This window comes from Streptomyces sp. NPDC057697, from assembly GCF_042799335.1.
Lineage (GTDB): Bacteria > Actinomycetota > Actinomycetes > Streptomycetales > Streptomycetaceae > Streptomyces.
This window is the reverse complement of sequence record NZ_JBHVJA010000001.1, coordinates 205,074-229,282: the sequence shown is the minus strand read 5'-3', so window position 1 is coordinate 229,282 and position 24,209 is coordinate 205,074. Positions and strand designations below refer to the sequence as shown.

Below are 24,209 nucleotides of genomic sequence, written 5' to 3'. Positions count from 1 at the left end.
GGCCGGCACCCCGCCTCACACCCCGACATCCCCGGGGGTGCCCGTCCGCACGGGCACCCCCGGACCCAGCTCCACACACGGCGCGCCCGCACCCTCCAGCTCCAGCACCCACACCTCGTTCGTCCCCTCCCGCAGCACCGGACCCGGCACGTACAGCGTCCGCTGCGCACCCACCGACCAGTAGCGCCCCAGACAGAACCCGTTCACCCACACGAACCCACGCGTCCAGCCCGGCAGTTCCAACCCCGCGTGATCCGTGCCGTCCACCCCGGCGACCTCGAACGTCCCCCGGAAGAGCCCGGTGGACCCGGCACCCTCGACCCCGCCGAACCCCACCCCCGCCACCGCGCCCGGCTCCTCGAACGCGTCCAGCCGCAGCGCCCGCGCCCGCACCCCGTGCAGATACTGGCGCTCGTGCCGCACCCCGCCCGTGATCCCCTTGGACTCACCCAGCCGCGGCCCGTAATTGACCCGCCCCAGCGACTCCACCCACAGCTCGACCTCCGCGGGCCCGGCCACCGGCTCGCCCAGAGTGCTGTCCTCCTCGGTCAGCACACCCGCCCGGACCCCGTCCACCAGCACCACCGCCCGGTCCCGGAGCCCCGCCACAGTCAGCTCGTACGGCCGGCGCGGACCGGGCACACCCACCCGGTAACGCACCACACCCCGGTCCACCCCCAGCTCCTCGAACGTCGGCGGAACACCCGACGGCGCCGCCTCCTCATCACCCAGCACCTCCAGCACGGCATCCAGCGACGCCCACTCCGTCAGCTCCGCCCGCACGGGAACCGCAAGCCCCACCGGCTCCGGCGGGAGCTCCGGAAGCGGCCCGTCCGCATACTCCGCCAGCACCTCACGGAACAACCAGAACTTCTCCGTGGCCCGGCCGTACTCATCGACCGGCGCGTCGTAGTCGTACGACGTCACCGTCGGCAGGAAATCCTCGTCCTGGATCCGGCCCGACCGGTTCGCCCCCGCCCACCCGGCGAAATTCGTCCCCCCGTGCGCCATGTAGATGTTCACCGAGGCCCCGCACTCCAGGACCTCCCGCAACGCCTCCGTGGCCTGCGCCGGCTTCCGTACGATCGGCTCGGCACCCCAGTGCTCGAACCACCCGCACCAGAACTCCATGCACATCAACGGCCCCTTCGGCTGATGGCGGCGCAACACCTCGAACGCCTCCCGTGCACCCGACCCGAAGTTCGCCGTCGCCAGCAACCCCGGCACCGAACCACCCGTGAGCATGTGGTCCTCCGGCCCGTCCGACGTGAACAACGGCACCGTCACCCCCCGCTCACGCAGCATCCCGGCCACCCGCCGGAGATACACCTGATCGGAACCGAAACTCCCGTACTCGTTCTCCGCCTGAACCATGATCACCGGCCCGCCGCGCCCGATCTGCCGCTGCACCACCTGCGGCAGCAACGCCGAGAACCACCGCTCCACCGCACCCAGATACTCCGCGTCACGCGACCGCACCCGCCGGCCGAACCGCCCCGTCACCCAGACCGGCAGACCACCGTTCTCCCACTCCGCACAGATGTACGGACCCGGACGCACGATCGCCCACAGCCCGGCCCGCTGCGCCGCGTCCAGGAACCGGCCGAGCGCCGCCACGTCCCGGAACCGGCCCGGCCGCGGCTCGTGCAGATTCCACGGCACATACGTCTCGACACAGTTCAGCCCCATCGCACGCAGCATCGACAGCCGGTGATCCCACTGCGCCTCGTGCACCCGGAAATAGTGCAGGGCCCCGGACAGCAGCCGTACGGGCTTCCCGTCGAGCCGGAAGTGATCGTCCCCCACGGTGAAGTCAGCCATCGTGCTCGTACTCTCCTGTGCGCGCGGACCCCCGGAACCACACGACCCCGGGACCGTACGACGGCACGCACCACGGAGCGGGCGAACCCGGGAGGAATGTTGCCACCAGCCTCACCCCCTGGCGCCCGGCCGGTCCATGGACAAAGATCACTGCTGTTTGGACACAATTGTTCGGACCAATTCCGGACCGACACGAAGAAGGGGAGGAAGGAAAGCCGATGTACCACACCTGGATGCGTTTCTTCACCCCCAGCCCGCTCCACCACCGGCTGGGCCTCGTCTGCCTGGGCGTAGGACTCCAGCACGGCGCACTGCCCACCGTCGGCCCACGCACCCTGGACCACCACGTGGCCGTCGTCATCCACTCCGGCAGCGGCTGGTTCACCGGCCCCGACGGCCGCCGGACACCCGTCACCGCACCCAGCCTGATCTGGCTCACCCCCGGCACCCCGCACCACTACGGAGCCGACCCCGGCACCGGCTGGGACGAGAGCTTCGTCGACTTCACCGGCCCCGCCACCACCACCTACACCGAACTCGGCTACATCGAGCCCGACCGCCCACTCGTCCCCCTCGCCGACACCGCCGCCCCACGCGCCGCGATCGGCCGGATCGTACGCGCCGCCCGACGCGGCAACCCGCTGCTGGAAGTCGAGACCGGCGCCGCCGTCCACGAACTCCTCGTCGCCCTGCGCCGCGCCCGCGCCGACGTCAGCCCCGACGGCGACCCCGTCCTCCACGCCCTGGCCCGCGACGCCTTCCAGTCCCTGTCCGTCGCCGAACACGCCGCCCGGCACGGCATGACACCCGCCGAACTCCGCACCGCCGTACGACGCGGCGCCGGATGCAGCCCCAAGGACTACCTCCTCACCATCCGGCTCGGCCGCGCCAAGGAACTCCTCGCCGCCACGGACCTGCCGGTCGCCGCCGTCGCCCGCCGCGTCGGCTACGACGACCCGGCCTACTTCTCCCGCCTCTTCGCCCGCCGCGTCGGCACAGCCCCCGTCCGCTTCCGCGAACAACAGGGCCGCAACGTCCCCGGCGGCTGGAGCGACCAGGTCCCCGACCCCGAGAACCCACCGACGATCACCCCGCCGGGCCCGGCCGTCTAAGCTCGCTGACCATGACGACGAGGGACATCGACGAGTCCGTGAACGCGGAACTGAACCGACTGCGCGAAAGCATCGACAACATCGACGCCGCTGTTGTCCACATGCTCGCCGAACGCTTCAAATGCACCCAGCAGGTCGGCCACCTCAAGGCCGCCCACCACCTCCCCCCGGCCGACCCCGCCCGCGAGAGCAGGCAGATCACCCGGCTGCGACAACTCGCCGAGAGCGCCCACCTGGACCCGGCGTTCGCCGAGAAACTGCTCAACTTCATCGTCGCCGAGGTGATCAGGCACCACGAACGGATCGCGGAGGAATCAGCCACGAACACCGGGACATGACACCCCCCGCCCCCACGGACACACCACCGGCCGGCCCCGGACCGTCAGAGGCCCCGCCTATGGTCCAGCCATGCCGAACACCGAGAAGGACACCGAGAAGAACACCCCCACCCCCCACCCCTGGCGCGAGCTGCTCCAACGCTGGAGCGACGAATGGCTCGACCCCATCCGCCACGAACAGGAGAGACACGAACCCTTCCCCGCCGCGATACGCGCCGCCCGATGGCTCGGCGCACCCGGCGCCACACCGGAAGAACTGACAGCGCTGGAGCAACGCCTCCACACCGCACTCCCGCCCAGCTACCGGGAATTCCTGCGCACCACCGACGGATGGCTCGACACCACCACCGACATCGCACGCCTCCTCCCCACCCGGGAAATCGGCTGGCTCAGAGACCTCGCCCCGGAGCTCATCGGCGACGACGAGCCCGACGACATCCCCGACGAGCAGTACGACGTCTACGGCGACCAGCAACAGCCCTGGGCCATCCGCACCGCGTACCTGAACGACATGCTCAAGATCAGCCACACCCCGGACAGCGGCGACGTCTACCTCCTCAACCCCCACATCCGCACACCCGACGGCGAATGGGAAGCCTGGTACCTCGCCCACTGGCTGCCCGGAGCCGTCCGGTACCGCTCCTTCTGGGACCTCATGAACGACGAGTACCGCACCTTCCGCGGCGACCAGGACTGAACACCCCCACCCGCCCCCGGACCGTCGCAGAACCCGCCTGCGGCCCGCCCACCCCATGCGGCAGCATGGACGCATGTCCGTACTGACGCGCGACGAAGCGCAGACCCGAGCCCAGTTCCTCGACGTACACCGGTACACGATCGACCTCGATCTGACCACGGGGGAGGAGACCTTCGACTCCCGCACCGTCATCCAGTTCACCGCAACCGCGGCCGGAGACACCTTCGTCGAACTCAAGCCGGCCACCCTGCGCTCCATCAGCCTCGACGGACACCCCCTCGACCCCGCCGGCCTCACCGACAACCGCTACCCCCTCACCGCACTCACCCCCGGCACCCACGAACTGCGCGTCGACGCCGCCATGAACTACTCCCGCACCGGCGAAGGCATGCACCGCTTCACCGACCCCACCGACGGCGAGACCTACCTCTACACCCAGCTCTGCCTCGACGACGCCCAACGCGTCTTCGCCGCATTCGACCAGCCCGACCTCAAATCCGTCTTCGCCCTCACCGTCACCGCCCCCGAAGGCTGGACCGTCCTCGGCAACGGCATCGCCGACCACCACGGCACCGGCCACTGGACCCTCGCCACCACCCCCGTCATCTCCACCTACCTCGTCGCCGTCGCCGCAGGCCCCTGGCACTCCGTGACCACCGAACACGCCGGACTGCCCTTCGGCATCCACTGCCGCCGCTCACTCGCCCCCCACCTCGACACCGACGCCGACGAGATCCTCGACATCACCCGCGCCTGCTTCGACCGCTTCCACGAGAAATTCGACGAGCCCTACCCCTTCGACTCCTACGACCAGGCCTTCGTCCCCGAATTCAACGCCGGCGCCATGGAGAACCCCGGACTCGTCACCTTCCGCGACGAATTCGTCTACCGCTCCGCCGTCACCGACACCGAACGCCAGACCCGCGGCATGGTCATCGCCCACGAAATGGCCCACATGTGGTTCGGCGACCTCGTCACCCTCGCCTGGTGGGACGACATCTGGCTCAACGAGTCCTTCGCCGAATACATGGGCTACCAGACCCTCGCCGAAGCCACCCGCTTCACCGACACCTGGGTCGACTTCGGCGTCGCCCGCAAGGGCTGGGGCTACGACGCCGACCTGCGCCCCTCCACCCACCCCGTCGCCCCCGCCCCCGACGCCGTCCCCGACACCGCCTCCGCGATGCTCAACTTCGACGGCATCTCCTACGCCAAGGGCGCATCCGTAATCCGCCAACTCGTCGCCTGGCTCGGCGAGAAGGACTTCCTCGCCGGAATCAACACCCACTTCGCCCGCCACAAATTCGCCAACGCCACCCTCGCCGACTTCATCGACAACCTCGCCTCCGCCACCGACCGCGACGTCCACGCCTGGGCCGACGCCTGGCTCCGCACCACCGGAGTCGACACCCTCACCTCCCACGTCGAAGAAACCGACCACACCTGGACCCTCACCGTCGACCACCACGGCAACCGCCCCCACCGCATCGCCGTCGGCGCCTACGACCACGCCCCCGACACCGAACGCCTCGTCCTGCGCGACCGCTACGAAATCGACATCCCCCCGACCACCACCCCCACCCCCAACCCCGGCCGACGCCCCGCCCTCCTCGTCCTCAACGACAACGACCTCAGCTACGCCAAGATCCGCCTCGACGCCCACTCCTGGAACACCGCCGTCACCAGCCTCTCCGGCATCCCCGACGCCCTCACCCGCGCCGTCATCTGGAACGCCGCCCGCGACATGGTCCGCGACGGCCAACTCGACCCCACCACCTACCTCGAAGCGGCCCGCACCCACCTCCCCCACGAAACCGACCTCGCCCTCACCCAAGGCGTACTCACCTTCGCCGCCACCCACATCGCCCGCCGCTACCTCGCCCCCGAACACCGCCCCGCAGCCCTCACCACCCTCACCGCACTCTGCCGCGACCTCATCCGCCGCACCGAGGACGGCCACAACCCCGGCCTCCGCCTCACCGCCGTACGCCACCTCATCGACGCCGCCACCCAGCCCGACACCATCCAGGACTGGCTCACCAACGGCACCGTCCCCGGCGGACCCGAACTCGACCCCGAACTCAACTGGCGCATCCTCACCCGCCTCGCCGTCCTCGGCGCCATCGACGAAACCACCATCGCCACCGCACTCGAACAGGACCCCAGCGCCACCGGACAGGAAGGCGCCGCCCGCTGCCGTGCCGCCCTCCCCACCCCCGAAGCCAAAGCCACCGCCTGGAACACCCTGTTCAACGACGACACCGTCTCCAACTACCTCTTCATCGCCACCGCCCAGGGCTTCTGGCAACCCGAACAGGCCGACCTCGTACACCAGTACGTACCCCGCTACTACCCCGAAGCCACCACACTCGCCACCCGCCGCGGCCCCGCCATCGCCGACGCCGCCGGACACTACGCCTTCCCCGCGTACGCCGTCGACCACGACAGCCTCCACCTCGGCGAACAAGCCCTGAACGACAAGACCCTCACCCCCACCCTCCACCGCAGGCTCGCCGACCAGATCGACGACCTCCGCCGCGCCCTCGTCGTACGCAACGCTCACTGACCCACCACCCCGCCCCCGCACCACCCGTGCCCGGCGCCACCCCGACCCAGGGGAGACGCCGGGCACACCCATGTCCGCCCCCGCACCACCCCCGAACCCCCATACCACCCGAACTCACCCCCACACCACCACACATCCCCCTTTCGAGTTCACCTCACCCCACTCCACGACCCCACCCACGAAAACCCGGACAAGCTGACACGTCGACCCATGCCCCGCCCCACACACCCGAAGGACCCCCACCACCATGCCCACCCCACCCCCGCCCCTCGCCGGAACCACCACCGGCCCCACCGCCCTACGCCCCCTCATCGACACCGTCCTCACCGCACTCCACGACGGAGCCCACCGACGCGACGGCCCCCTCCCCGCAGGCGGCCCCGACGCCATCACCCCACGCACCCGCACCGCCACCCACCCCCTCATCCCCGACCACGGCACCGGCCCCCACCACGCCCTGCGCACCCTCGTCACCGCCCTCACCGAAGGCGCCGCCGACCCCGCAGACCCCCTCTGCACCGCCCACCTCCACACCCCACCCCTCGCCCTCGCCACCGCAGCCGACCTCGCCGCCTCCGCCCTCAACCCCTCCATGGACTCCTGGGACCAAGCCCCCGCCGCCTCCGCCCTCGAAGCCGACACCACCGCCGCCCTCGCCGCCGAGATCTACCCCCACCAACCCACCCCCGACGCCCTCATCACCACCGGCGGCACCGAAGCCAACCAACTCGCCCTCCTCCTCGCCCGCGAACGCCACGGCCCCGTACAAACCATCTGCGCCACCAACGCCCACCACAGCATCACCCGCGCCGCCTGGCTCCTCGGCCTCCCCACCCCCCTCACCATCCCCGCCCCCACCGGCGTCATGGACCTCACCGCACTCCACCAAGCCCTCACCCACCACCGCCACCAACCCCTCCTCGTCACCGCCACCGCAGGCACCACCGACACCGGCCAGATCGACCCACTCACCGCCATCGCCGACCTCTGCACCACCCACGGCGCCGAACTCCACATCGACGCCGCCTACGGCGGACCCCTCCTCTTCAGCCCCACCCACCGCAACAAGATCCACGGACTCGACCGCGCCCACAGCGTCACCCTCGACCTCCACAAACTCGGCTGGCAACCCGCCCCCGCAGGCATCCTCGCCGTCCCCCACCACAACCACCTCACCCCACTCCACCACCAAGCCCCCTACCTCAACGCCCACGACGACACCGAAGCCGGCCTCCCCGACCTCCTCGGCCGCTCCCTACGCACCACCCGCCGCCCCGACGCCCTCAAAATCGCCGTCACCCTCCAAGCACTCGGCCGCACCGGACTCGCCGACCTCATCGACCGCACCCTCACCACCGCCCACCACCTCGCCGACCTCATCCACAAAACCCCCACCCTCGACCTCTACGACCACCCCACCATCAGCACCGTCCTCTTCCGCCCCACCCACGCCACCGACACCACCGTCGCCACCATCCGCCGCACCCTCCTCACCCGAGGCCAAGCCGTCCTCGGCCGCGCCCACGCCGACAACCGCCTCTGGCTCAAAGCCACCCTCCTCAACCCCCACACCACCCCCCACCACCTCCACACACTCCTCGACCTCGTCAACCAACTCACCCACGACCTCGCGAAAGGCAACACCCCCCGATGACCGACCTGCCCACCCCCGACACCGACCAGCCACACGACCTCATCGGCATCGGCATCGGCCCCTTCAACCTCTCCCTCGCCGCCCTCGCCCACGCCACCCCCACCACCCGCCCCCTCACCACCACCTTCTACGAACAACGCCCCGCCTTCCACTGGCACCCCGGCCTCCTCATCGACGGAGCCAGCCTCCAAGTCCCCTTCCTCGCCGACCTCGTCACCCTCGCCGACCCCACCAACCCCTGGACCTTCCTCAACTACCTACGCAGCCGCAACCGGCTCTTCCCCTTCTACTTCGCCGAACGCTTCCACATCCAACGCGCCGAATACGACGCCTACTGCCGCTGGGTCACCACCCAACTCCCCAACCTCCACTTCAGCCACCAAGTCGACGCCATCCGCTGGAACAACCAACGCCACCTCTTCGAAATCGACTTCACCCAACTCGACAACGACGGCGAAGCCGAAGCACTCGGCCGCGCCCACGCCCGCCACATCGCCCTCGGCATCGGCACCGAACCCCACATCCCCGAACCCCTCAAACCACTCACCGAAGCCGACAACACCCCCGTCATCCACTCCGCCGACTACCTCCACCACCGCCAACGACTCCTCCAAGCCGACCACATCACCGTCATCGGCTCAGGACAATCCGGCGCCGAAATCTTCCTCGACCTCCTCCGCGCCCGCCCCACCGGACACGAAAACCTCCACTGGCTCGCCCGCACCCAAGCCTTCGCGCCCATGGAGTACTCCAAACTCGGCCTCGAACACTTCACCCCCGACTACAGCCGCTACTTCCACGCCCTCCCCGAATCCGTACGCGACGAACTCGTCCCCCACCAATGGCAACTCCACAAAGGCATCGACGCCGACACCATCGCCGCCATCCACGACGAGCTCTACCGCCGCACCCTCCACGGCGGCTGGCCCGACACCACCCTCACCCCCGGCGTCCACGTACGCACCGCAGGACGCCTCACCAACAACCGCATCGAACTCCACCTCGAACACACCCAACAAAACACCCGCACCCGACTCACCACCGACGCCGTCATCCTCGCCACCGGCTACCGCGAACGCCCCCTCGACCGCATCCTCACCGCCCTCCACCCCCACATGCGCCGCGACAACTCCCAACGCCCCCGCATCGACGAACACTTCCGCCTCGACCTCGACCCCACCATCACCGGCAACATCTACGTACAGAACGCCGAACGCCACACCCACGGCGTAGGCGCCCCCGACCTCGGACTCGCCGCCTGGCGCAGCGCCACCATCCTCAACAACCTCACCGGCACCAACCCCTACCCACTCCCCGAACGCACCGCCTTCACCACCTTCGGCCTCACCCCCCACACCCCCCACCTCCCCACCCAGGACTCCGACCTCATCCCCCTCACCCAGAACAACTGACCCCCACCACACAAAAAGGCGGCCGCCCCCTCCACAGAAGAGAGAACGGCCGCCCACCACACCGCCTAGAACACCGGCGTACCCTCACGCGTCAGACGCCAGTCCACCGAAGCGAACTGCGCACCATCCACCGAACCCTTCGCCTGCACCCAAGCAATGATCGTGTTCCGAATCTCCTCCGAATTCGCCCACAACTGCTTGGCACCCGCCACATGCGGGAAGTTCCCACCACCACTGGCCCGATAATTATTCACCGCCAGCACAAACTCCGCCGCCCCATCGATCGGCTTCCCCTCGAACGCCAGATTCACGATCCGCGAACCATTCGGCTTCGCGATATCGATCTCATACGTCAGACCCGACACCGCATCATAGTTGTAATCCGGAGTATTGTCCGCATTCGTCAACTTCGCCGTGTCCACCGGCACACCCGCCGCCGTCTGCACGTAATACCTCGCCGAGAACTCCAGATAATCCTTCAGCTGCGCACCCGTCAGCAGCCGAGCCTCCAGCGTGTTCTCGAACGGATACAGACCCGCCGCATCCTTGATCGTCACATCGCCGGCCGGAATCTGCGCCGTACGCGAGAAACACGACGCCTGCGACAGCACCGGAAGCGACGCATACGCGCCACCCGCCAACGCCGCCTTCACCGTCTCCGCCTGGACGACATTGATCAGATCGATGATCGGCTCGTCCTTCCAGGCCGCCTCCGCCGTCGTCATCGCCGCCGTCGACGTACCGATCACCTGATTGACGTACGCCACAACCTTCTTGTGCTCGTCCGCCAGCAGCCTCGTGATCTTCGGATCCTCCGCCACCGTGTTGGAGTTCAACACCTGCGAACCCGCCCGCTCCACCACCCAGCGGCCCTTCTCCCACACCAGATCGAAGTCGAACAGCGTCAGCCGCTGCCCCCACTTCAACGGCTCGGAGAGCACCACCTTCTTGCCCGTCTGCTTGTTCTCCACGAAATACTCGGGGATCTCCAGATGCGCATGACCCACCAGAATCGCATCAATACCCGGCACCTGCTCCGCCACCAGACCCGCCGCATTCTCCACATACGGAATCTGATCACCGTACGACGACGTCCCGCTGTTCCCCGAATGCGCCGAAACAATCACCACATCCGCACCCATCGAACGAAGCCGCGGCACAAACTTCGCCGCCTGCTCCTCCAGACCCGGGAACACCATCTTCCCGCTCACATTCGCCTTGTCCCAGATCGCGATACCCGGATTCGTCAGCCCCAGGATCGCCACCTTCACATCCGGACCATGCGGAGTACGCATCTTCTTGATCACATACGGAGCGAACGCCGGCCGCAACGTCTTCGCATCCAGCGCATTCGCACCCAGCAGCGGGAAATCACACTGCTCCTCGAACTTCCGCAGCACCGGAATACCGTAATTGAACTCATGGTTACCCAGCGCCGCCGCGTCATAACCGATCGCATTCATCGCCTGCGCCATCGGATGCACCGGACCACGCTTCGCCGTGATCGGATCGATCTTCGCGTAGTAGTACGACAACTGCGTGCCCTGGATCGTGTCACCCGCATCGATCATCAGCGTGTTGGCGCGGCCCTTCTCCCGGCGCACCTGGTTCACCAGAGTCGAGATCTTCGCCAGACCGACATCATTGTGATCCTTGTCGTCGAACTCCTTGTCGGTGAAATAGTCCCAGTTGAAGACATTCCCATGCAGATCCGTCGTCCCCATCACCGTGAACGAGTACCGCTTCGGCGGACGCCCATGGCCATGCCCATGCCCATGCCCGTGCCCATGAGCCGCAGCCGGCACCGCGGAACCGCCCGCGATCGCCACACCCGCACCGGCGGCCGCCGATGTGCCCAGGAACGTCCTACGGTTCAGCGGCATTTCGTCTCCCACATCTCAGTTCTCACACGACTCGGTTCTCGCACGGCACGGCACCCCGACAGCAAGGACCACCGCACACAACGCGCGTAGATAATGACCCAGGAGCCACACCCCGCAACACCCCCCGCGGGTTTCGATCTGATGACCACCCGCTGTCCCACCCGGACGACAACGCTCATCCGAGCACCCCGCCGCACACATTCAACACTTGTCAACAACCCTTCATCCAAAGGTCGTTGAGCAGTCACGGCACACCAATCAACTACCCGTAGGTAAGGTCTAGGGTCGAACCATGCGCCGAGCAAAAATCGTCTGCACCCTGGGCCCCGCCGTCGACACATATGACCAGATCAAGGCACTGGTCGAAGCCGGAATGGACGTCGCCCGCCTCAACCTCAGCCACGGCACCTACGCCGAACACGAAGAGCGATACCACCACGTACGCAAAGCATCCGACGAGAACGGACACAGCGTCGGCATCCTCGCCGACCTCCAAGGCCCGAAGATCCGCCTCGGACGCTTCCGCGAAGGCCCCGTACTCCTTGAACGCGGCGACACCTTCACCATCACCGTCGAACCCGTCGAAGGCGACCGCCACACCTGCGGCACCACCTACGACGGCCTCGCCGCCGACGTCACCCCCGGCGAACGCATCCTCGTCGACGACGGCCGCGTCACCCTCGAAGTCACCGAAGTCGACGGCCCCCGCGTCCACACCACCGTCATCGAAGGCGGCATGGTCTCCGACCACAAGGGCCTCAACCTCCCCGGCGTCGCCGTCTCCGTCCCCGCACTCTCCGAGAAGGACATCGAAGACCTCCGCTGGGCCCTGCGCACCGGCGCCGACATCATCGCCCTCTCCTTCGTACGCAGCGGACGCGACATCGAGGACGTCCACCGCATCATGGACGAGGAAGGCCGCCGCCTCCCCGTCATCGCCAAGGTGGAGAAACCCCAGGCCGTCGAGAACATCGACAGCATCGTCGCCGCCTTCGACGGCATCATGGTCGCCCGGGGCGACCTCGGCGTCGAAATGCCACTGGAACAGGTACCGATCGTCCAGAAGCGCGCCATCAAACTCGCCAGGCGCAACGCCAAGCCGGTCATCGTCGCCACCCAGATGCTCGACTCGATGATCGACAACTCCCGCCCCACCCGCGCCGAGGCCTCCGACGTCGCCAACGCCGTCATCGACGGCACGGACGCGGTGATGCTCTCCGGCGAGACCAGCGTGGGCAAGTACCCGATCGAGACGGTCCGCACGATGTCCCGCATCGTCGAGGCGGCCGAGGAGGACATCCTCGCCAAGGGCCTCCCGCCCCTGACCGACCGCAACAAGCCCCGCACCCAGGGCGGCGCGGTGGCCCGCGCGGCGGCCGAGATGGGCGACTTCCTCGGCGCGAAGTTCCTGGTGGCCTTCACCCAGAGCGGTGACACCGTCCGGCGCCTCTCCCGCTACCGGTCACCCATCCCGCTCCTGGCCTTTACTCCGGACCCGGCCACCCGTTCCCAGCTGAGCCTGACCTGGGGCGTCGAGACCTTCCTCGGCCCACAGGTGGACTCGACGGACGCGATGGTCGCCCAGGTCGACGAGGAGCTGCTGAAGATCGGCCGCTGCCGGAAGGGCGACATCGTGGTCATCACGGCCGGCTCCCCGCCGGGCGTCCCGGGCTCGACGAACCTGGTGCGGGTGCACCACATCGGCGAGGACGACAGCCCGAAGTAGGCCGGTCGTCAGTACTTCGGCCCGACGTGGGCGTCCATCAGCGCGACGGACGCCCGTCGGGCGACGGAGATGTTGAACGGGTCGCTGCCGCGCGCGAGGACCGTCCACTCGACTCCGACCTTGTCGAGAGTGTCGGAGAGGAGCTTGCGGATGTCGTCGGACCTGTTGGCGAAGAAATAGCGTGGGTACTCGTAGCGCTTCCGCTCCCCGCCGACGAGGCGCGTGGTCCAGTTGGTGATGCGACATCCGTCGGAGTGGATCAGGCCACGGATGAACATCCAGGGGTGTGCGTCCACGATCTCCCACTGCCAGGCTTCGAGGATGATCCGGCGCTGGTGCTTCTTGCCTGGTCCGTGCTGGGGGAAGAGGCACCAGAGGTGCTTCGAGTACATCTTCACTTGATGGCACCCTTTCCTGCGGACTCTGCATACGGAGTTCTCAGGGAAGACGGCGCGCATAGCGTCCTCGCAGAGTTCCATCAGCCCAGGCCAGGAATCTGCGCAGGCGATCGACAGGCTGGGCGTGTGCATCGCTTGGTTCTGGACTATGTGTCCGTCGCCGAGGTAGAGGCCCAGGAGGTAGGCGTACGCCGACCGGTCCAGCTCCCCTTCGCACCGGGGGCAGTACGAACGATGGGCTCCCGGACACTCGCCACGCTTGGCACGGTCCATGTGTTTCCAGTAGCTGATCGTGCCTGCGGGGACATTGAGCCTCCGTGCCACGTCTGCGTTCCTTGCGCCGCCACGAAGCAGCGTGAGTGCCCTCTGCCGTAACTCGGGGCCGTGAAAGTTCATGTGAACACTATGAGTGACCATGTGCTACTGCATGCAGCAGAAAGCGGATGTTCACGAGAACGTGAACATCCGCTTTATCTTGTGTGCCGAGTGCGGGATTCGAACCCGCAAGCCCTTTCGGGCAGATGTGTTTGAGACATCCGTGTATGCCATTCCACCAACCCGGCGAGGCTGCTGCCGGAAAGTGTACCGGGTGACATGTCCGCTCCGCTGCTAGGTAGGCTCATAGAAGCTATGCCTGCCCTTGAAACGAGGAGCCCCGTGACCACCCCCGAGTCGCCCCAGCCCGCCGACGACGACAAGTCGCACGTTCCGCCGCTGACGACCCGCGTCGTCATCGCCGAGGACGAGGCGCTCATCCGTCTCGATCTCAAAGAGATGCTGGAGGAAGAGGGCTACGCGGTCGTCGGCGAGGCCGGGGACGGGCAGCGGGCCGTGGAGTTGGCGCGGGAGCACCGGCCGGATCTGGTCATCCTCGATGTGAAGATGCCGGTGCTGGACGGGATCTCCGCCGCCGAGAAGATCGCCGAGGAGTCCATCGCGCCGGTCCTGATGCTGACCGCGTTCTCGCAGCGTGATCTCGTCGAGCGGGCCAGGGACGCCGGGGCGATGGCGTATCTGGTGAAGCCGTTCAGCAAGAGCGATGTGGTGCCGGCCATCGAGATGGCGGTGTCGCGGTTCGCGGAGCTGAAGGCGCTGGAGTCGGAGGTCGCGGATCTCGCGCAGCGGCTGGAGACGCGGAAGCTGGTGGACCGGGCGAAGAGCATTCTGCAGACGGATTACGGGCTGTCCGAGCCTGCCGCATTCCGGTGGATCCAGAAGACGTCGATGGATCGTCGGCTGTCGATGCAGCAGCTGGCGGAGGCGTTGATCGAGGATGCCGAGGAGAAGAAGGCGGCGGAGCAGTAGTCCGTTCCTGGGCATGGAGAAGGCCCGCGTCCCGGTCGGTCCGGGGCGCGGGCCTTTCGCGTACGGGTCAGTCCTCGCCGAGGTAGGCCTTGCGGACGGACTCGTCGTGGAGGAGGTCCGCGCCGGTGCCGGAGAGGACGATCTTGCCGACCTCCATGACGTGGCCGTGGTCCGCGAGGGAGAGTGCGGCCTGGGCGTTCTGCTCGACGAGCAGGATGGTGGTGCCCTGGGCCTTGAGTTCGACGATGGTCTCCATGATCTTCTGCATCATGATCGGGGAGAGGCCCATGGAGGGTTCGTCGAGCATCAGGAGTTTGGGCTGGCACATGAGGGCCCTGCCCATGGCGAGCATCTGCTGTTCGCCGCCCGAGAGGGTTCCGGCGGCCTGCTTGCGGCGTTCCCCGAGGATGGGGAAGAGGTCGTAGGCGCGCTGGATGTCCTTTTCGATGCCTGCCTTGTCGTTGCGGAGGTAGGCGCCGAGCTGGAGGTTCTCGGTGATGGTGAGCCGGGGGAAGATGTGGCGGCCCTCGGGGGAGTGGGCGAGGCCCAGGGAGACGACCTTGTGCGCGGGGACGTCGTTGAGGGGTTTGCCGTCGAAGACGATGCGGCCGCCGACCGGTTTGAGCAGGCCGGAGAGGGTGCGCAGGGTGGTGGTCTTGCCGGCGCCGTTGGTGCCGATGAGGGTGACGACCTGGCCGGCCTCGACGGTGAAGGAGATGCCCTTGACGGCTTCGATCTTGCCGTAGGCGACGCGGAGGTCCTCGACCTCTAGCAGTGCGGTCATCGGGTGTCCTCCTCCTCGGTGCTGGTGTCGGTGTTGCTGTCGGGGGCCGTGGTGGCCGTGGTCTTGGCGGTGCCGGCTTCGGCGGCTTCGACTTCGGCGGCTTCTTCGGCGCCGGGGGCGCCTTCGAAGGGGGTGCCGAGGTAGGCGGCGACGACGCGTTCGTCGCTCTGGACGATGTCGGGGGTGCCTTCGACGAGTTTTTCGCCCTGGACGAGGACGGCGACGCGGTCGCAGAGGTTGAAGATGAACCTCATGTCGTGCTCGATGACGAGGACGGCGATGCCCTGGTCGCGGATGGCGAAGATGAGTTCTTCGGTGACGCGGGTTTCCTGCGGGTTCATGCCGGCGGTGGGCTCGTCGAGGAGGAGGAGTCCGGGGTCGCTGGCGAGTGCGCGGGCGATTTCCAGCTTGCGCTGGTCTCCGTAGGGGAGGTTGCGCGCGAGGTGGTCGGCCTTGTCGGCCAGGCCGATGAACTCCAGGAGTTCCATGGCGCGTTCGCGGCTGGCGTTCTCGGCCTTGGTGAAGCCGGGGAGGCGCAGCAGGGCGGACCAGAGGCCTTCCTTGGTCCTGGTGTGGCGTCCGACGAGGACGTTTTCCAGGACGGACATGTTGGCGAAGAGCCGGATGTTCTGGAAGGTGCGGGCGATGCCTGCCTGGGTGACGAGGTGGGGCTTGGGGGGCAGGACGGTGCCTTTGTAGCTGACCTTGCCTTCGGTGGGGACGTAGAGGCCGGTGAGGCAGTTGAAGAAGGTGGTCTTGCCGGCTCCGTTGGGGCCGATGAGGCCGACGATTTCGCCGGTGTTGACGGTGAGGTCGACGTTTCGTACGGCGGTGAGGCCGCCGAAGCGCATGGTGACGCCGTTGGCGTCGAGGACGGTGGTGGGGGTTGTGGTGGTGGTCATGGTGTTCACGCCCCCGCCTTGGTGATGCCGGCGCCGGTTTCTTCGGGCTGCCGTGGTTCTGGTTCGTCGGGCTGGTCGTTTTCGTGGAATTCGAGTTGTTTCCGGCGGTCGGCGACCAGTCCTTCGGGGCGTACGCGCATCAGGAGGATGAGTGCGATGCCGAAGAGGAAGAGTTGGTAGTCCTGCATGAACTGGAGTTTGGCCGGGATGAGGTAGAGCAGTGCGGCGCCGACGAGGGGTCCGCTGAGGGTTCCCATGCCGCCGAGGATGACGGCGGCGAGGAGGAAGGCGGAGTTGGGGGGTACGGAGCCGGCGAACTGGTACTGCTCGGGTGTGACGGTGTAGTTGACGTGTGCTTGGACGGTTCCGGCGAGTCCGGCGAGGGTGGCGCCGAGGGCGAAGGCGAGCAGTTTGAGCCGGAAGGCGTTGATGCCCATGGCGGTGGCTGCGGTTTCGTCTTCGCGGATGGCGACCCAGGCGCGGCCGATGCGGGATTCTCCGGAGCGGCGGAAGACGAGGACGACGACGGCGGTGAAGACGAGCATCAGCAGGTAGTAGTTGGCGGACCTGCCGAGGTCGAAGCCGAGGATGTCGTGCTTGAGGCCGAAGTCGAATCCGAAGAAGTTGAGGTCGGGGATGCTGGGGATGCCTTGGGAGCCGTTGGTGAGGTCGGGTCCGCTGTTGCCGTTGAGGTTGTTGACGGTGAGGCGGAAGATTTCACCGAAGCCGAGGGTGACGATGGCGAGGTAGTCGCCGCGGAGTCGGAGTGTGGGTGCGCCGATGAGTACGCCGAAGACGAGTGAGGCTCCGGCGCCGGTGAGGACGGCGGCCCAGAAGGGGAATTCGACGCCGATGGCGGACATGGTGGAGCCGGAGACCAGGGCGGCGGCGTAGGCGCCGACGCCGAGGAAGGCGACGTATCCGAGGTCGAGGAGGCCGGCGAGGCCTACGACGACGTTGAGGCCGAGTGCGACGGTGCCGAAGATGAGGATGTTGGCGCCGATGAGGGCGTATTCCTCTTTCTGCTGGGTGAAGGGGAAGCAGACGGCGGCGACGAGGGCTGCGGCGAGGGTGATGTTGCGGTGCTTCGTGGTCAGCGCGGTGAGGCGGGAGATGAGTCCGGCTCGGTGGAGTGCGGTGAAGGCGAAGCCGATGGTGATGAGGAAGCCGATGAAGAGTTCGGTGTAGTCGGTGTCGATGCCGTAGGCGAAGACGTAGAGGCCGATGCCGAACGCGGCGACGATGATGAGGATTTCGGCCCAGGAGGGGAGGGCTTCGGTCCTGGTGGGTTGGGGGGCGGCGAGGCTGTTGCGGAAGCGTTGCCAGGCGCTGTTGGTGGTGGTTCCGGGGGTTGTGGTGGGGGGTTGGTCGGTGGGGAGGCCGAGGGCGGCGATGGTGGCGATGAGTGCGCCGATGCCGCTGACCCAGGCGCCGGGTTCGAGGTTGACGATGCCGCCGAGGTCGTAGGCGATGGCGCCGAGGGTGTAGCCGGTGGTGCCGAGGGTGCCGAGGGCGAGGAGGCGGACGGGGCTGTTGGTGCCGCCGGGGGTGAGCCAGCGCAGGCCTCGGATGCCGTATCCGGAGAGGGTGAGGAGCAGGGTGAGTGCGGCGCTGATGAGGGTGAGGACCTGGAGGCCGCCGGGGTAGCCGGTGACGGTGAGGTCGCCGGGGAATTGGTCGGTCCAGGTCCAGGCGAGGAAGGTGCCGGCGAGGGCGATGGCGGCGCCTGCGGTGGTGCCGATGCGGGCCGCGGGGGCGGGTATCGGCAGGACGGCGGGTGCGGTGGTGTGGTTGGTGGTCATCCGTATCACGCCCGATCCGCGACGCGTTCGCCGAGCAGGCCCTGGGGGCGGAGGAGGAGGACGATGATGAGGAGGACGAAGGCCCATACGTCCTTCCAGGCGCCGCCGCCGAAGAGTTCCATGCCGGGGACGTTGCTCATGTAGCCGGTGGCGAGGGATTCGGCGATGCCGAGTACGACGCCGCCGAGCATGGCTCCGTAGATGTTGCCGATGCCGCCGAGTACGGCTGCGGTGAAGGCTTTGAGGCCCATGATGAAGCCCATTTTGAAGCCGATCTGGCCGTTCTTGAGCCCGTAGGCGACGGCGGCGACGGCGGCGAACGCGGCACCGATGGCGAAGGCCATGACGATGATGCGGTCGGTGTTGATGCCCATGAGTTTGGCGGTGTCGGGGTCCTGGCTGGTGGCTTGCATGCCGCGGCCGGAGCGGGTCTTGGAGACGAAGAGGCCGAGGGCGATCATGCAGATGGGTGCCGTGATGAGGACGAAGAGGTCACCGCGTTGGATGTGGGCGCCGAAGATGTCGATCGCTTCGCCCTTGAACTGGGGGAAGGAGCGGTCCTTCTTGGCGTCGGGGTACCACTTCCAGATGGCCTGCTGGAGTGCGAGGGAGAGTCCGATCGCGGTGATGAGCGGGGCCAGTCTGGGGGCGTTGCGCAGGGGCCGGTAGGCGAAGCGTTCGGCGGCTGTGCTGACGGCGACGGAGCATATGACGCCGCCGATGATCATGAGTGGGATGATTGCGAGGAGGGAGACACCGGCCGGCATCCAGAGGTACACGGTGAGAGCTCCGAAGCCTCCGATCATGAAGATCTCGCCGTGGGCGAAGTTGATGAGCTGGATGATTCCGTAGACCATCGTGTAGCCGATCGCGATGAGTCCGTACATCGCGCCGAGGATGAGTCCATTGGCCAGCTGTTGCGGCAGTTCGTTCACCGCAGGGCCTCCGTGGAGTGGTTCGGATATGGCACCGCGCGGGAGGGCTGGTGGCGCTCCCGCGCGGTCTGGTGCGGGTCAGGCGTGGCCCGGGGGGTGGTTACGGCTTGTAGGCCTCGCTGAGCTTGGAGGTCCACTTGCCGCCGTCGACCTGGTAGGCGGTCATCATGGTGTTGGTGGTGTCGCCGTATTCGTCGAAGGAGACGGGGCCGGTGACGCCGTCGAACTTGACCTTGGCCATGGCTGCGAGGACCTTGGCGCGGGCGTCGTCGCCGGTGGGGAGCTTGCCGCCGTTGTCGGCGACGGCGATCTTGACGGCTTCGATGATGGACCAGGTGGCGTCGTAGGTGCCGCCGCCGTAGGCCTCGTAGGCGTCCTTGTATCCGGCGGTCTTGTAGTCGGCGATGAACTTCTTGGCGGAGTCGAGTTCTTCGACGGGCTTGCCGACGGAGGTGGCGATGTCGCCCTGGGCCTTCTTGTTGAGCTTGATGAAGTCGGCGCTGTACATGCCGTCGCCGCCCATGAGGGGGAGCTGGACGCTGTCCTTGAGCTGCTGGCTCAGGGGGGCGCCGGCGGGGTATTCGCCGCCGTAGTAGACGGCCTTGGCGCCGGACTTCTTGACCTTGGTGACGACGGCGTTGAAGTCGCGGTCGTCGGGGTTGACGTGGTCGGCGCCGACGATCTTGCCGCCGAGGGTGGTGAAGGTGTTCTTGAAGGAGGCGGCGAGGCCGGCTCCGTAGGGCTTCTGGTCGTCGATGAGGTAGACCTGCTTGATCTTCGCGTTGTTGAAGAGGTACTTCGCTGCGAAGGCGCCCTGGATCTGGTCCGTGGTGGCGGTGCGGAAGTAGGTCTTGAAGGGGCGCTTCTTGTCGCCGGTCTTCCAGTTCTCGCCCTGGGTGAGTTCGGTGCCGGTGTTGGCGGGGGAGACCTGGGTGAGGCTGGCGTCGTTGAGGGGCTTCTGCATCGACTGGGAGACGCCGGAGTTCAGGGGGCCGACGACGCCGAGGACGGAGTCGTCGTCGATGAACTTCTGGGCGTTCTGCTGGCCTACGGAGGGCTGGGCCTGGTCGTCGAGGGGCTTGACCTCGAATTTGATGCCGGGGACGGTGTTTTCCTTGTTGGCCGTCTTGGCGGCGAGGTCGGCGGAGTTCTTGATGCCGAGGCCGAGGGCGGAGAGGTCGCCGGTGATGGGGGCGTCGACGCCGATGACGACGGTCTGGGTGCCGCCGCTGTCGCTGCTCTTCTTGTTGTCGTCGCGCGACCCGCAGGCGGTGAGGGTCAGTGCTCCGGTGGTGAGCACGGTGGTGAGTATGAGCAAAGAACGGTGTCGCACGAAAGGTCCTTTCCCTGGCGCGGCCTCCTCTGCTTGAGGTGCCGTGTCGTTCGCCGGGCCGCACTGGTTGGTACAGGGCCGTGCTGCAGTCGCGCCCGGCGGCGCGGTGACTGGCGGTGACTCTAGGCGCAGGTGTGGGGGTCGGGGATGGGTCCGCCGCAGGATGTGACTGTCTTGTTATGCCGTTGAGGAAGGCTTGAGGTGGCTGTGCGGACATGTACGTTTTTTTGCGGGATGGTGAAGTGACCGCATTCTGAGAACGTGCAGCTCTGCTAAGGGGCTTGGGTCGATCTTGGTGCTGTCGCGTGGTGGGGTGCGGGGTGGGGTGTGTGCAGGCCGGTGGGGTGTGCGGTGGTGGTGGGGGGTGGGTCGGCGGGGTGGTGCGGGGGGTGGTGCGGACCGGACGTTGATTACGCAGGGTGACATCGGGGGTGGTGTGGTCGACGCGGTGTTGTGTGTGCGGGGTGCGGGGCGGGTGTGGATCGGGTGCCGGGTGGGGTGCGCAACAGGGTTTTCGGTCAGGGGAGTTGGGGTGTTCGGTTGTCAATCCGTGTGTGTGGGTGGGTGGTTGTGGCTGGATATGGCGCTGCCCGGCCGGATTGTGTTCCGGCCGGGCAGGGGTGTGGTGGTGGGTGTGCGGTGTGTTCCGGGCCGGTCAGGCGGCGTCGGGCCGGGGGGCGTCGCGGAGCAGGCAGGTGAGGCGTGCGGTGCAGACGCGCTTGTCCTGTTCGTCGGTGAGGGCGATCTCGTAGGTGGCGGTCGAGCGGCCGCGGTGTACGGGGGTGGCGATGCCGGTAACGAGTCCGCTGCGGACGCCGCGGTGGTGGGTGCAGTTCAGGTCGACGCCGACGGCGAGTTTGCCCGCGCCGCCGTGGAGCATGGCGCCGATGGAGCCGAGGGTTTCGGCGAGGACGGCGGAGGCGCCGCCGTGGAGGAGTCCGTAGGGCTGGGTGTTGCCCTCGACGGGCATGGTGCCGACGACGCGGTCCGCGGAGGCTTCGACGATGGTGACGCCCATGCGTTCGCCGAGGTGGCCGGCGGAGAAGAGGGCGGGCAGGTCGACGCCGAGTGCGGCGTACTCGTCGATGATCTCCTGGGGGAACTTGGGTGTGGTGTGCTCGCCCATGGGCCGGCTCCGATCGTCTGCGGTGGTTCACGGCTGCGTTGCTGTGTACATCGTTCTTATCAGACGACTGAGCGGACGCTTAGGGCTTGTCCGGGGGAGTGGGGGCCGGCCGGGCCCGGGGGGTGGGGTCAGGCGGCGGTGTTCTCGAACCGGATGACGACGGACTTGCTGGCCGGGGTGTTGCTGGTGTCGGCGGTGGAGCCGAGGGGGACCAGCACATTGGTCTCCGGGTAGTAGGCGGCGGCGCAGCCCCGGGCGGTCGGGTAGTGGACGACGCGGAAGCCGGGGGCGCGGCGTTCCACGCCGTCCTTCCATTCGCCGACGAGGTCGGTGCGGGCGCCGTCGGGCAGGCCGAGGGCGTGGGCGTCTTCGGGGTTGACGAGGACGACGCGGCGGCCGCCCGTGATGCCGCGGTAGCGGTCGTCGAGGCCGTAGATGGTGGTGTTGTACTGGTCGTGGGAGCGCAGGGTCTGCAACAGCAGCCTGCCTGCGGGGAGTTCGGGGTATTCGACGGGGGCGGCGGTGAAGTTGGCCCTGCCGGTGGCGGTGGGGAAGCGGCGTTCGTCGCGCGGGGCGTGCGGGAGGGTGAAGCCGCCGGGGTGTGCGATGCGGGTGTTGAAGTCCTCGAAGCCGGGGACCACGCGGGAGATGCGGTCGCGGATCGTCGCGTAGTCCTTCTCGAACTCCTCCCAGGGGGTGGCCGAGCGGGGGCCGAGGACGGTGCGGGCGAGGCGGGCGATGATGGCGGGTTCGGAGAGCAGGTGGGGGCCGGCGGGGGTGAGGTTGCCGCGTGAGGCGTGGACCATGCTCATGGAGTCCTCGACGGTGACGAACTGTTTGCCGGTGGCCTGGATGTCCTTGTCGGTGCGTCCGAGGGTGGGGAGGATCAGTGCGCGGGTGCCGGTGACGGCGTGCGAGCGGTTGACTTTGGTGGAGACGTGGACGGTGAGGCGGGCGTTGCGCATCGCGGCCTCGGTGACGTCGGTGTCGGGGGTGGCGGCGACGAAGTTGCCGCCCATGGCGAAGAAGACCTTGGCGTCGCCGTCGCGGAGGGCCTGGATGGAGCGGACGACGTCGTAGCCGTGGTGGCGCGGTGAGGTGATCCCGAATTCCCGGTCGAGGGCGTCGAGGAAGGCGGGGGCGGGGCGTTCGAAGATGCCCATGGTGCGGTCGCCCTGCACGTTGGAGTGGCCGCGGACGGGGCAGACGCCGGCGCCGGGGCGGCCGATGTTGCCGCGCAGCAGCAGGAAGTTGACGACTTCGCGGATGGTGGGCACGGAGTGCTTGTGCTGGGTGAGGCCCATGGCCCAGCAGACGATGGTGCGCTTCGAGGCGAGGACCATGGCCAGGGCTTCTTCGATGGCCGTGCGGTCGAGGCCGGTGGCAGTGAGGGTCTCTTCCCAGTCGGCCCGGCGGGCGGCGGCGGCGAATTCCTCGTAGCCGTGGGTGTGGTCGCGTACGAAGGTCTCGTCGACGGCGCCCTCGGTGTCCAGGATCATTTTGTTCAGGAGCCGGAAGAGGGCCTGGTCGCCGCCGATCCGGATCTGGAGGAAGAGGTCGTTGAGCGGGGTGCCCTTGATCATGCCGAGGGGGGTCTGGGGGTTCTTGAACCGTTCCAGGCCGGCCTCGGGGAGCGGGTTGACCGAAATGATCTTCGCGCCGGCGGATTTCGCCTTCTCCAGGGCGGAGAGCATCCGGGGGTGGTTGGTGCCGGGGTTCTGTCCGGCGACGATGATCAGGTCCGCCCGGTGGAGGTCTTCCAGGGAGACGCTGCCCTTGCCGATGCCGATGGTCTCCGTCAGTGCCGAGCCGGAGGACTCGTGGCACATGTTGGAGCAGTCGGGGAGGTTGTTGGTGCCGAATTCGCGGGCGAAGAGCTGGAGCAGGAACGCGGCCTCGTTGCTGGTGCGGCCCGAGGTGTAGAAGAGGGCCTCGTCGGGGGAGGCGAGGGCGTTGAGTTCCTCGGCGATGATGGCGAAGGCGCGCTCCCAGGTCACGGCCTCGTACCGGTCGGCGCCTTCGGGGAGGTACATCGGCTGGGTGATCCGGCCCTGCTGGCCCAGCCAGTACCCGCTGCGGGTGGCGAGGTCGTCGACCGGGTGCGCGGCGAAGAAGTCGGGGGTGACCCGGCGCAGCGTGGCTTCCTCGGCGACGGCCTTGGCGCCGTTCTCGCAGAATTCGGCGGTGTGCCGTGTGTCGCCCTCGGGCCAGGCGCAGCCGGGGCAGTCGAAGCCGTTCTTCTGGTTGACCTTGAGGAGGGTCTGCGCGGTGCGCCGGACGCCCATCTGCTGCTGGGCGATGCGCAGGCTGTGGGCGACGGCGGGCAGTCCGGCGGCGGCGTGCCGGGGCGGCTCGATGTGCGGCGCGTCCTGGGCCGGGTCACCTGTGGGCGGCTTGGTGGCCATGGTGTGCTCC

Annotated in this window: 18 protein-coding genes and 1 tRNA gene; 8 read left to right on the top strand and 11 right to left on the bottom strand. The window is 67.8% G+C overall.

Features of this window, described 5'->3' with window-relative positions:
• Positions 1-15 precede the first annotated feature (15 nt).
• The gene (locus tag ACFVFH_RS01045; RefSeq protein ID WP_383761607.1) at positions 16-1,821 is read right to left on the bottom strand and encodes a beta-galactosidase family protein; all 1,806 of its coding nucleotides are present in this window, start codon (positions 1,819-1,821) and stop codon (positions 16-18) included.
• A gap of 218 nt (positions 1,822-2,039) precedes the next feature.
• Between ACFVFH_RS01045 and ACFVFH_RS01040 the strand changes: the two genes are divergently transcribed.
• The 6 genes from ACFVFH_RS01040 (at position 2,040) to ACFVFH_RS01015 (ending at position 9,600) form a co-directional block, all read left to right on the top strand.
• Positions 2,040-2,933 (top strand): helix-turn-helix domain-containing protein, encoded by an 894-nt coding sequence (locus ACFVFH_RS01040; protein WP_383761604.1) that lies wholly within the window; start codon positions 2,040-2,042, stop codon positions 2,931-2,933.
• Positions 2,934-2,944: 11 nt separating this feature from the next.
• Positions 2,945-3,271 carry a chorismate mutase gene (locus ACFVFH_RS01035; protein ID WP_383761601.1) on the top strand — a complete coding sequence of 109 codons (327 nt, stop codon included), beginning with the start codon at positions 2,945-2,947 and terminating at the stop codon, positions 3,269-3,271.
• Between the two features lie 70 nt (positions 3,272-3,341).
• Positions 3,342-3,968, top strand: coding sequence for an SMI1/KNR4 family protein (locus tag ACFVFH_RS01030; protein ID WP_383761598.1), 627 nt, complete (start codon positions 3,342-3,344; stop codon positions 3,966-3,968).
• Between the two features lie 73 nt (positions 3,969-4,041).
• Complete coding sequence (pepN, locus tag ACFVFH_RS01025; RefSeq protein WP_383761596.1) at positions 4,042-6,534, top strand: aminopeptidase N; 2,493 nt, start codon at positions 4,042-4,044, stop codon at positions 6,532-6,534.
• Between the two features lie 247 nt (positions 6,535-6,781).
• Positions 6,782-8,188, top strand: a complete 1,407-nt coding sequence (locus ACFVFH_RS01020; protein ID WP_383761593.1) for a pyridoxal phosphate-dependent decarboxylase family protein — start codon at positions 6,782-6,784, stop codon at positions 8,186-8,188.
• The gene (locus tag ACFVFH_RS01015) at positions 8,185-9,600 is read left to right on the top strand and encodes a lysine N(6)-hydroxylase/L-ornithine N(5)-oxygenase family protein (protein WP_383761591.1); all 1,416 of its coding nucleotides are present in this window, start codon (positions 8,185-8,187) and stop codon (positions 9,598-9,600) included. Before ACFVFH_RS01020 ends, ACFVFH_RS01015 begins: the two co-directional genes overlap by 4 nt.
• Positions 9,601-9,665: 65 nt before the next feature.
• Here the strand turns inward: ACFVFH_RS01015 and ACFVFH_RS01010 are convergent, their stop codons facing one another.
• Positions 9,666-11,483, bottom strand: coding sequence for a bifunctional metallophosphatase/5'-nucleotidase (locus tag ACFVFH_RS01010; RefSeq protein ID WP_383761589.1), 1,818 nt, complete (start codon positions 11,481-11,483; stop codon positions 9,666-9,668).
• A 292-nt stretch (positions 11,484-11,775) separates the two neighbouring features.
• Here ACFVFH_RS01010 and pyk point away from each other — a divergent pair, with 292 nt between their 5' ends.
• A complete protein-coding gene (gene pyk / locus ACFVFH_RS01005) occupies positions 11,776-13,209 on the top strand; it encodes a pyruvate kinase (protein WP_383761587.1) in 1,434 nt (477 codons plus the stop codon).
• A gap of 8 nt (positions 13,210-13,217) precedes the next feature.
• Here pyk and ACFVFH_RS01000 read toward each other — a convergent pair whose 3' ends face one another.
• Together ACFVFH_RS01000 and ACFVFH_RS00995 are read right to left on the bottom strand one after the other, a co-directional pair.
• Entirely contained in the window at positions 13,218-14,003 is a 786-nt protein-coding gene (locus ACFVFH_RS01000) for a helix-turn-helix domain-containing protein (protein ID WP_383761585.1), read from the bottom strand.
• An 84-nt stretch (positions 14,004-14,087) separates the two neighbouring features.
• Positions 14,088-14,170, bottom strand: a tRNA-Leu gene (locus tag ACFVFH_RS00995).
• Between the two features lie 94 nt (positions 14,171-14,264).
• Here ACFVFH_RS00995 and ACFVFH_RS00990 point away from each other — a divergent pair.
• Positions 14,265-14,912, top strand: a complete 648-nt coding sequence (locus ACFVFH_RS00990; protein WP_383761582.1) for an ANTAR domain-containing response regulator — start codon at positions 14,265-14,267, stop codon at positions 14,910-14,912.
• Between the two features lie 67 nt (positions 14,913-14,979).
• Here ACFVFH_RS00990 and ACFVFH_RS00985 read toward each other — a convergent pair whose 3' ends face one another.
• From ACFVFH_RS00985 to ACFVFH_RS00955, 7 genes are all read right to left on the bottom strand, one after another.
• A complete protein-coding gene (locus tag ACFVFH_RS00985) occupies positions 14,980-15,696 on the bottom strand; it encodes an ABC transporter ATP-binding protein (protein WP_383761580.1) in 717 nt (238 codons plus the stop codon).
• Positions 15,693-16,598 (bottom strand): ABC transporter ATP-binding protein, encoded by a 906-nt coding sequence (locus tag ACFVFH_RS00980; RefSeq protein WP_383761578.1) that lies wholly within the window; start codon positions 16,596-16,598, stop codon positions 15,693-15,695. The genes ACFVFH_RS00985 and ACFVFH_RS00980 overlap by 4 nt, the downstream gene beginning before the upstream one ends.
• 5 nt (positions 16,599-16,603) lie before the next feature.
• Positions 16,604-18,400 (bottom strand): branched-chain amino acid ABC transporter permease, encoded by a 1,797-nt coding sequence (locus tag ACFVFH_RS00975; RefSeq protein WP_383761575.1) that lies wholly within the window; start codon positions 18,398-18,400, stop codon positions 16,604-16,606.
• A gap of 5 nt (positions 18,401-18,405) precedes the next feature.
• The gene (locus tag ACFVFH_RS00970; protein ID WP_093539618.1) at positions 18,406-19,335 is read right to left on the bottom strand and encodes a branched-chain amino acid ABC transporter permease; all 930 of its coding nucleotides are present in this window, start codon (positions 19,333-19,335) and stop codon (positions 18,406-18,408) included.
• 100 nt (positions 19,336-19,435) lie between these two features.
• Positions 19,436-20,653: a branched-chain amino acid ABC transporter substrate-binding protein gene (locus ACFVFH_RS00965; RefSeq protein ID WP_383763470.1), complete on the bottom strand. Its 1,218-nt coding sequence runs from the start codon at positions 20,651-20,653 to the stop codon at positions 19,436-19,438.
• Between the two features lie 670 nt (positions 20,654-21,323).
• A complete protein-coding gene (locus tag ACFVFH_RS00960) occupies positions 21,324-21,794 on the bottom strand; it encodes a PaaI family thioesterase (RefSeq protein ID WP_383761572.1) in 471 nt (156 codons plus the stop codon).
• Positions 21,795-21,922: 128 nt separating this feature from the next.
• On the bottom strand, positions 21,923-24,199 hold the full coding sequence (locus tag ACFVFH_RS00955) for an FdhF/YdeP family oxidoreductase (RefSeq protein ID WP_383761570.1): 2,277 nt from the start codon (positions 24,197-24,199) through the stop codon (positions 21,923-21,925).
• Positions 24,200-24,209: the final 10 nt, after the last annotated feature.

What these genes read in the sequence shown, in the direction of transcription:
- ACFVFH_RS01045 (WP_383761607.1), bottom strand. Translation starts at nt 1,821, where the DNA reads ATGGCTGACTTCACCGTGGGGGACGATCACTTCCGGCTCGACGGGAAG.
- ACFVFH_RS01040 (WP_383761604.1), top strand. Translation starts at nt 2,040, where the DNA reads ATGTACCACACCTGGATGCGTTTCTTCACCCCCAGCCCGCTCCACCAC.
- ACFVFH_RS01035 (WP_383761601.1), top strand. Translation starts at nt 2,945, where the DNA reads ATGACGACGAGGGACATCGACGAGTCCGTGAACGCGGAACTGAACCGA.
- ACFVFH_RS01030 (WP_383761598.1), top strand. Translation starts at nt 3,342, where the DNA reads ATGCCGAACACCGAGAAGGACACCGAGAAGAACACCCCCACCCCCCAC.
- pepN (WP_383761596.1), top strand. Translation starts at nt 4,042, where the DNA reads ATGTCCGTACTGACGCGCGACGAAGCGCAGACCCGAGCCCAGTTCCTC.
- ACFVFH_RS01020 (WP_383761593.1), top strand. Translation starts at nt 6,782, where the DNA reads ATGCCCACCCCACCCCCGCCCCTCGCCGGAACCACCACCGGCCCCACC.
- ACFVFH_RS01015 (WP_383761591.1), top strand. Translation starts at nt 8,185, where the DNA reads ATGACCGACCTGCCCACCCCCGACACCGACCAGCCACACGACCTCATC.
- ACFVFH_RS01010 (WP_383761589.1), bottom strand. Translation starts at nt 11,483, where the DNA reads ATGCCGCTGAACCGTAGGACGTTCCTGGGCACATCGGCGGCCGCCGGT.
- pyk (WP_383761587.1), top strand. Translation starts at nt 11,776, where the DNA reads ATGCGCCGAGCAAAAATCGTCTGCACCCTGGGCCCCGCCGTCGACACA.
- ACFVFH_RS01000 (WP_383761585.1), bottom strand. Translation starts at nt 14,003, where the DNA reads ATGAACTTTCACGGCCCCGAGTTACGGCAGAGGGCACTCACGCTGCTT.
- ACFVFH_RS00985 (WP_383761580.1), bottom strand. Translation starts at nt 15,696, where the DNA reads ATGACCGCACTGCTAGAGGTCGAGGACCTCCGCGTCGCCTACGGCAAG.
- ACFVFH_RS00980 (WP_383761578.1), bottom strand. Translation starts at nt 16,598, where the DNA reads ATGACCACCACCACAACCCCCACCACCGTCCTCGACGCCAACGGCGTC.
- ACFVFH_RS00975 (WP_383761575.1), bottom strand. Translation starts at nt 18,400, where the DNA reads ATGACCACCAACCACACCACCGCACCCGCCGTCCTGCCGATACCCGCC.
- ACFVFH_RS00960 (WP_383761572.1), bottom strand. Translation starts at nt 21,794, where the DNA reads ATGGGCGAGCACACCACACCCAAGTTCCCCCAGGAGATCATCGACGAG.
- ACFVFH_RS00955 (WP_383761570.1), bottom strand. Translation starts at nt 24,199, where the DNA reads ATGGCCACCAAGCCGCCCACAGGTGACCCGGCCCAGGACGCGCCGCAC.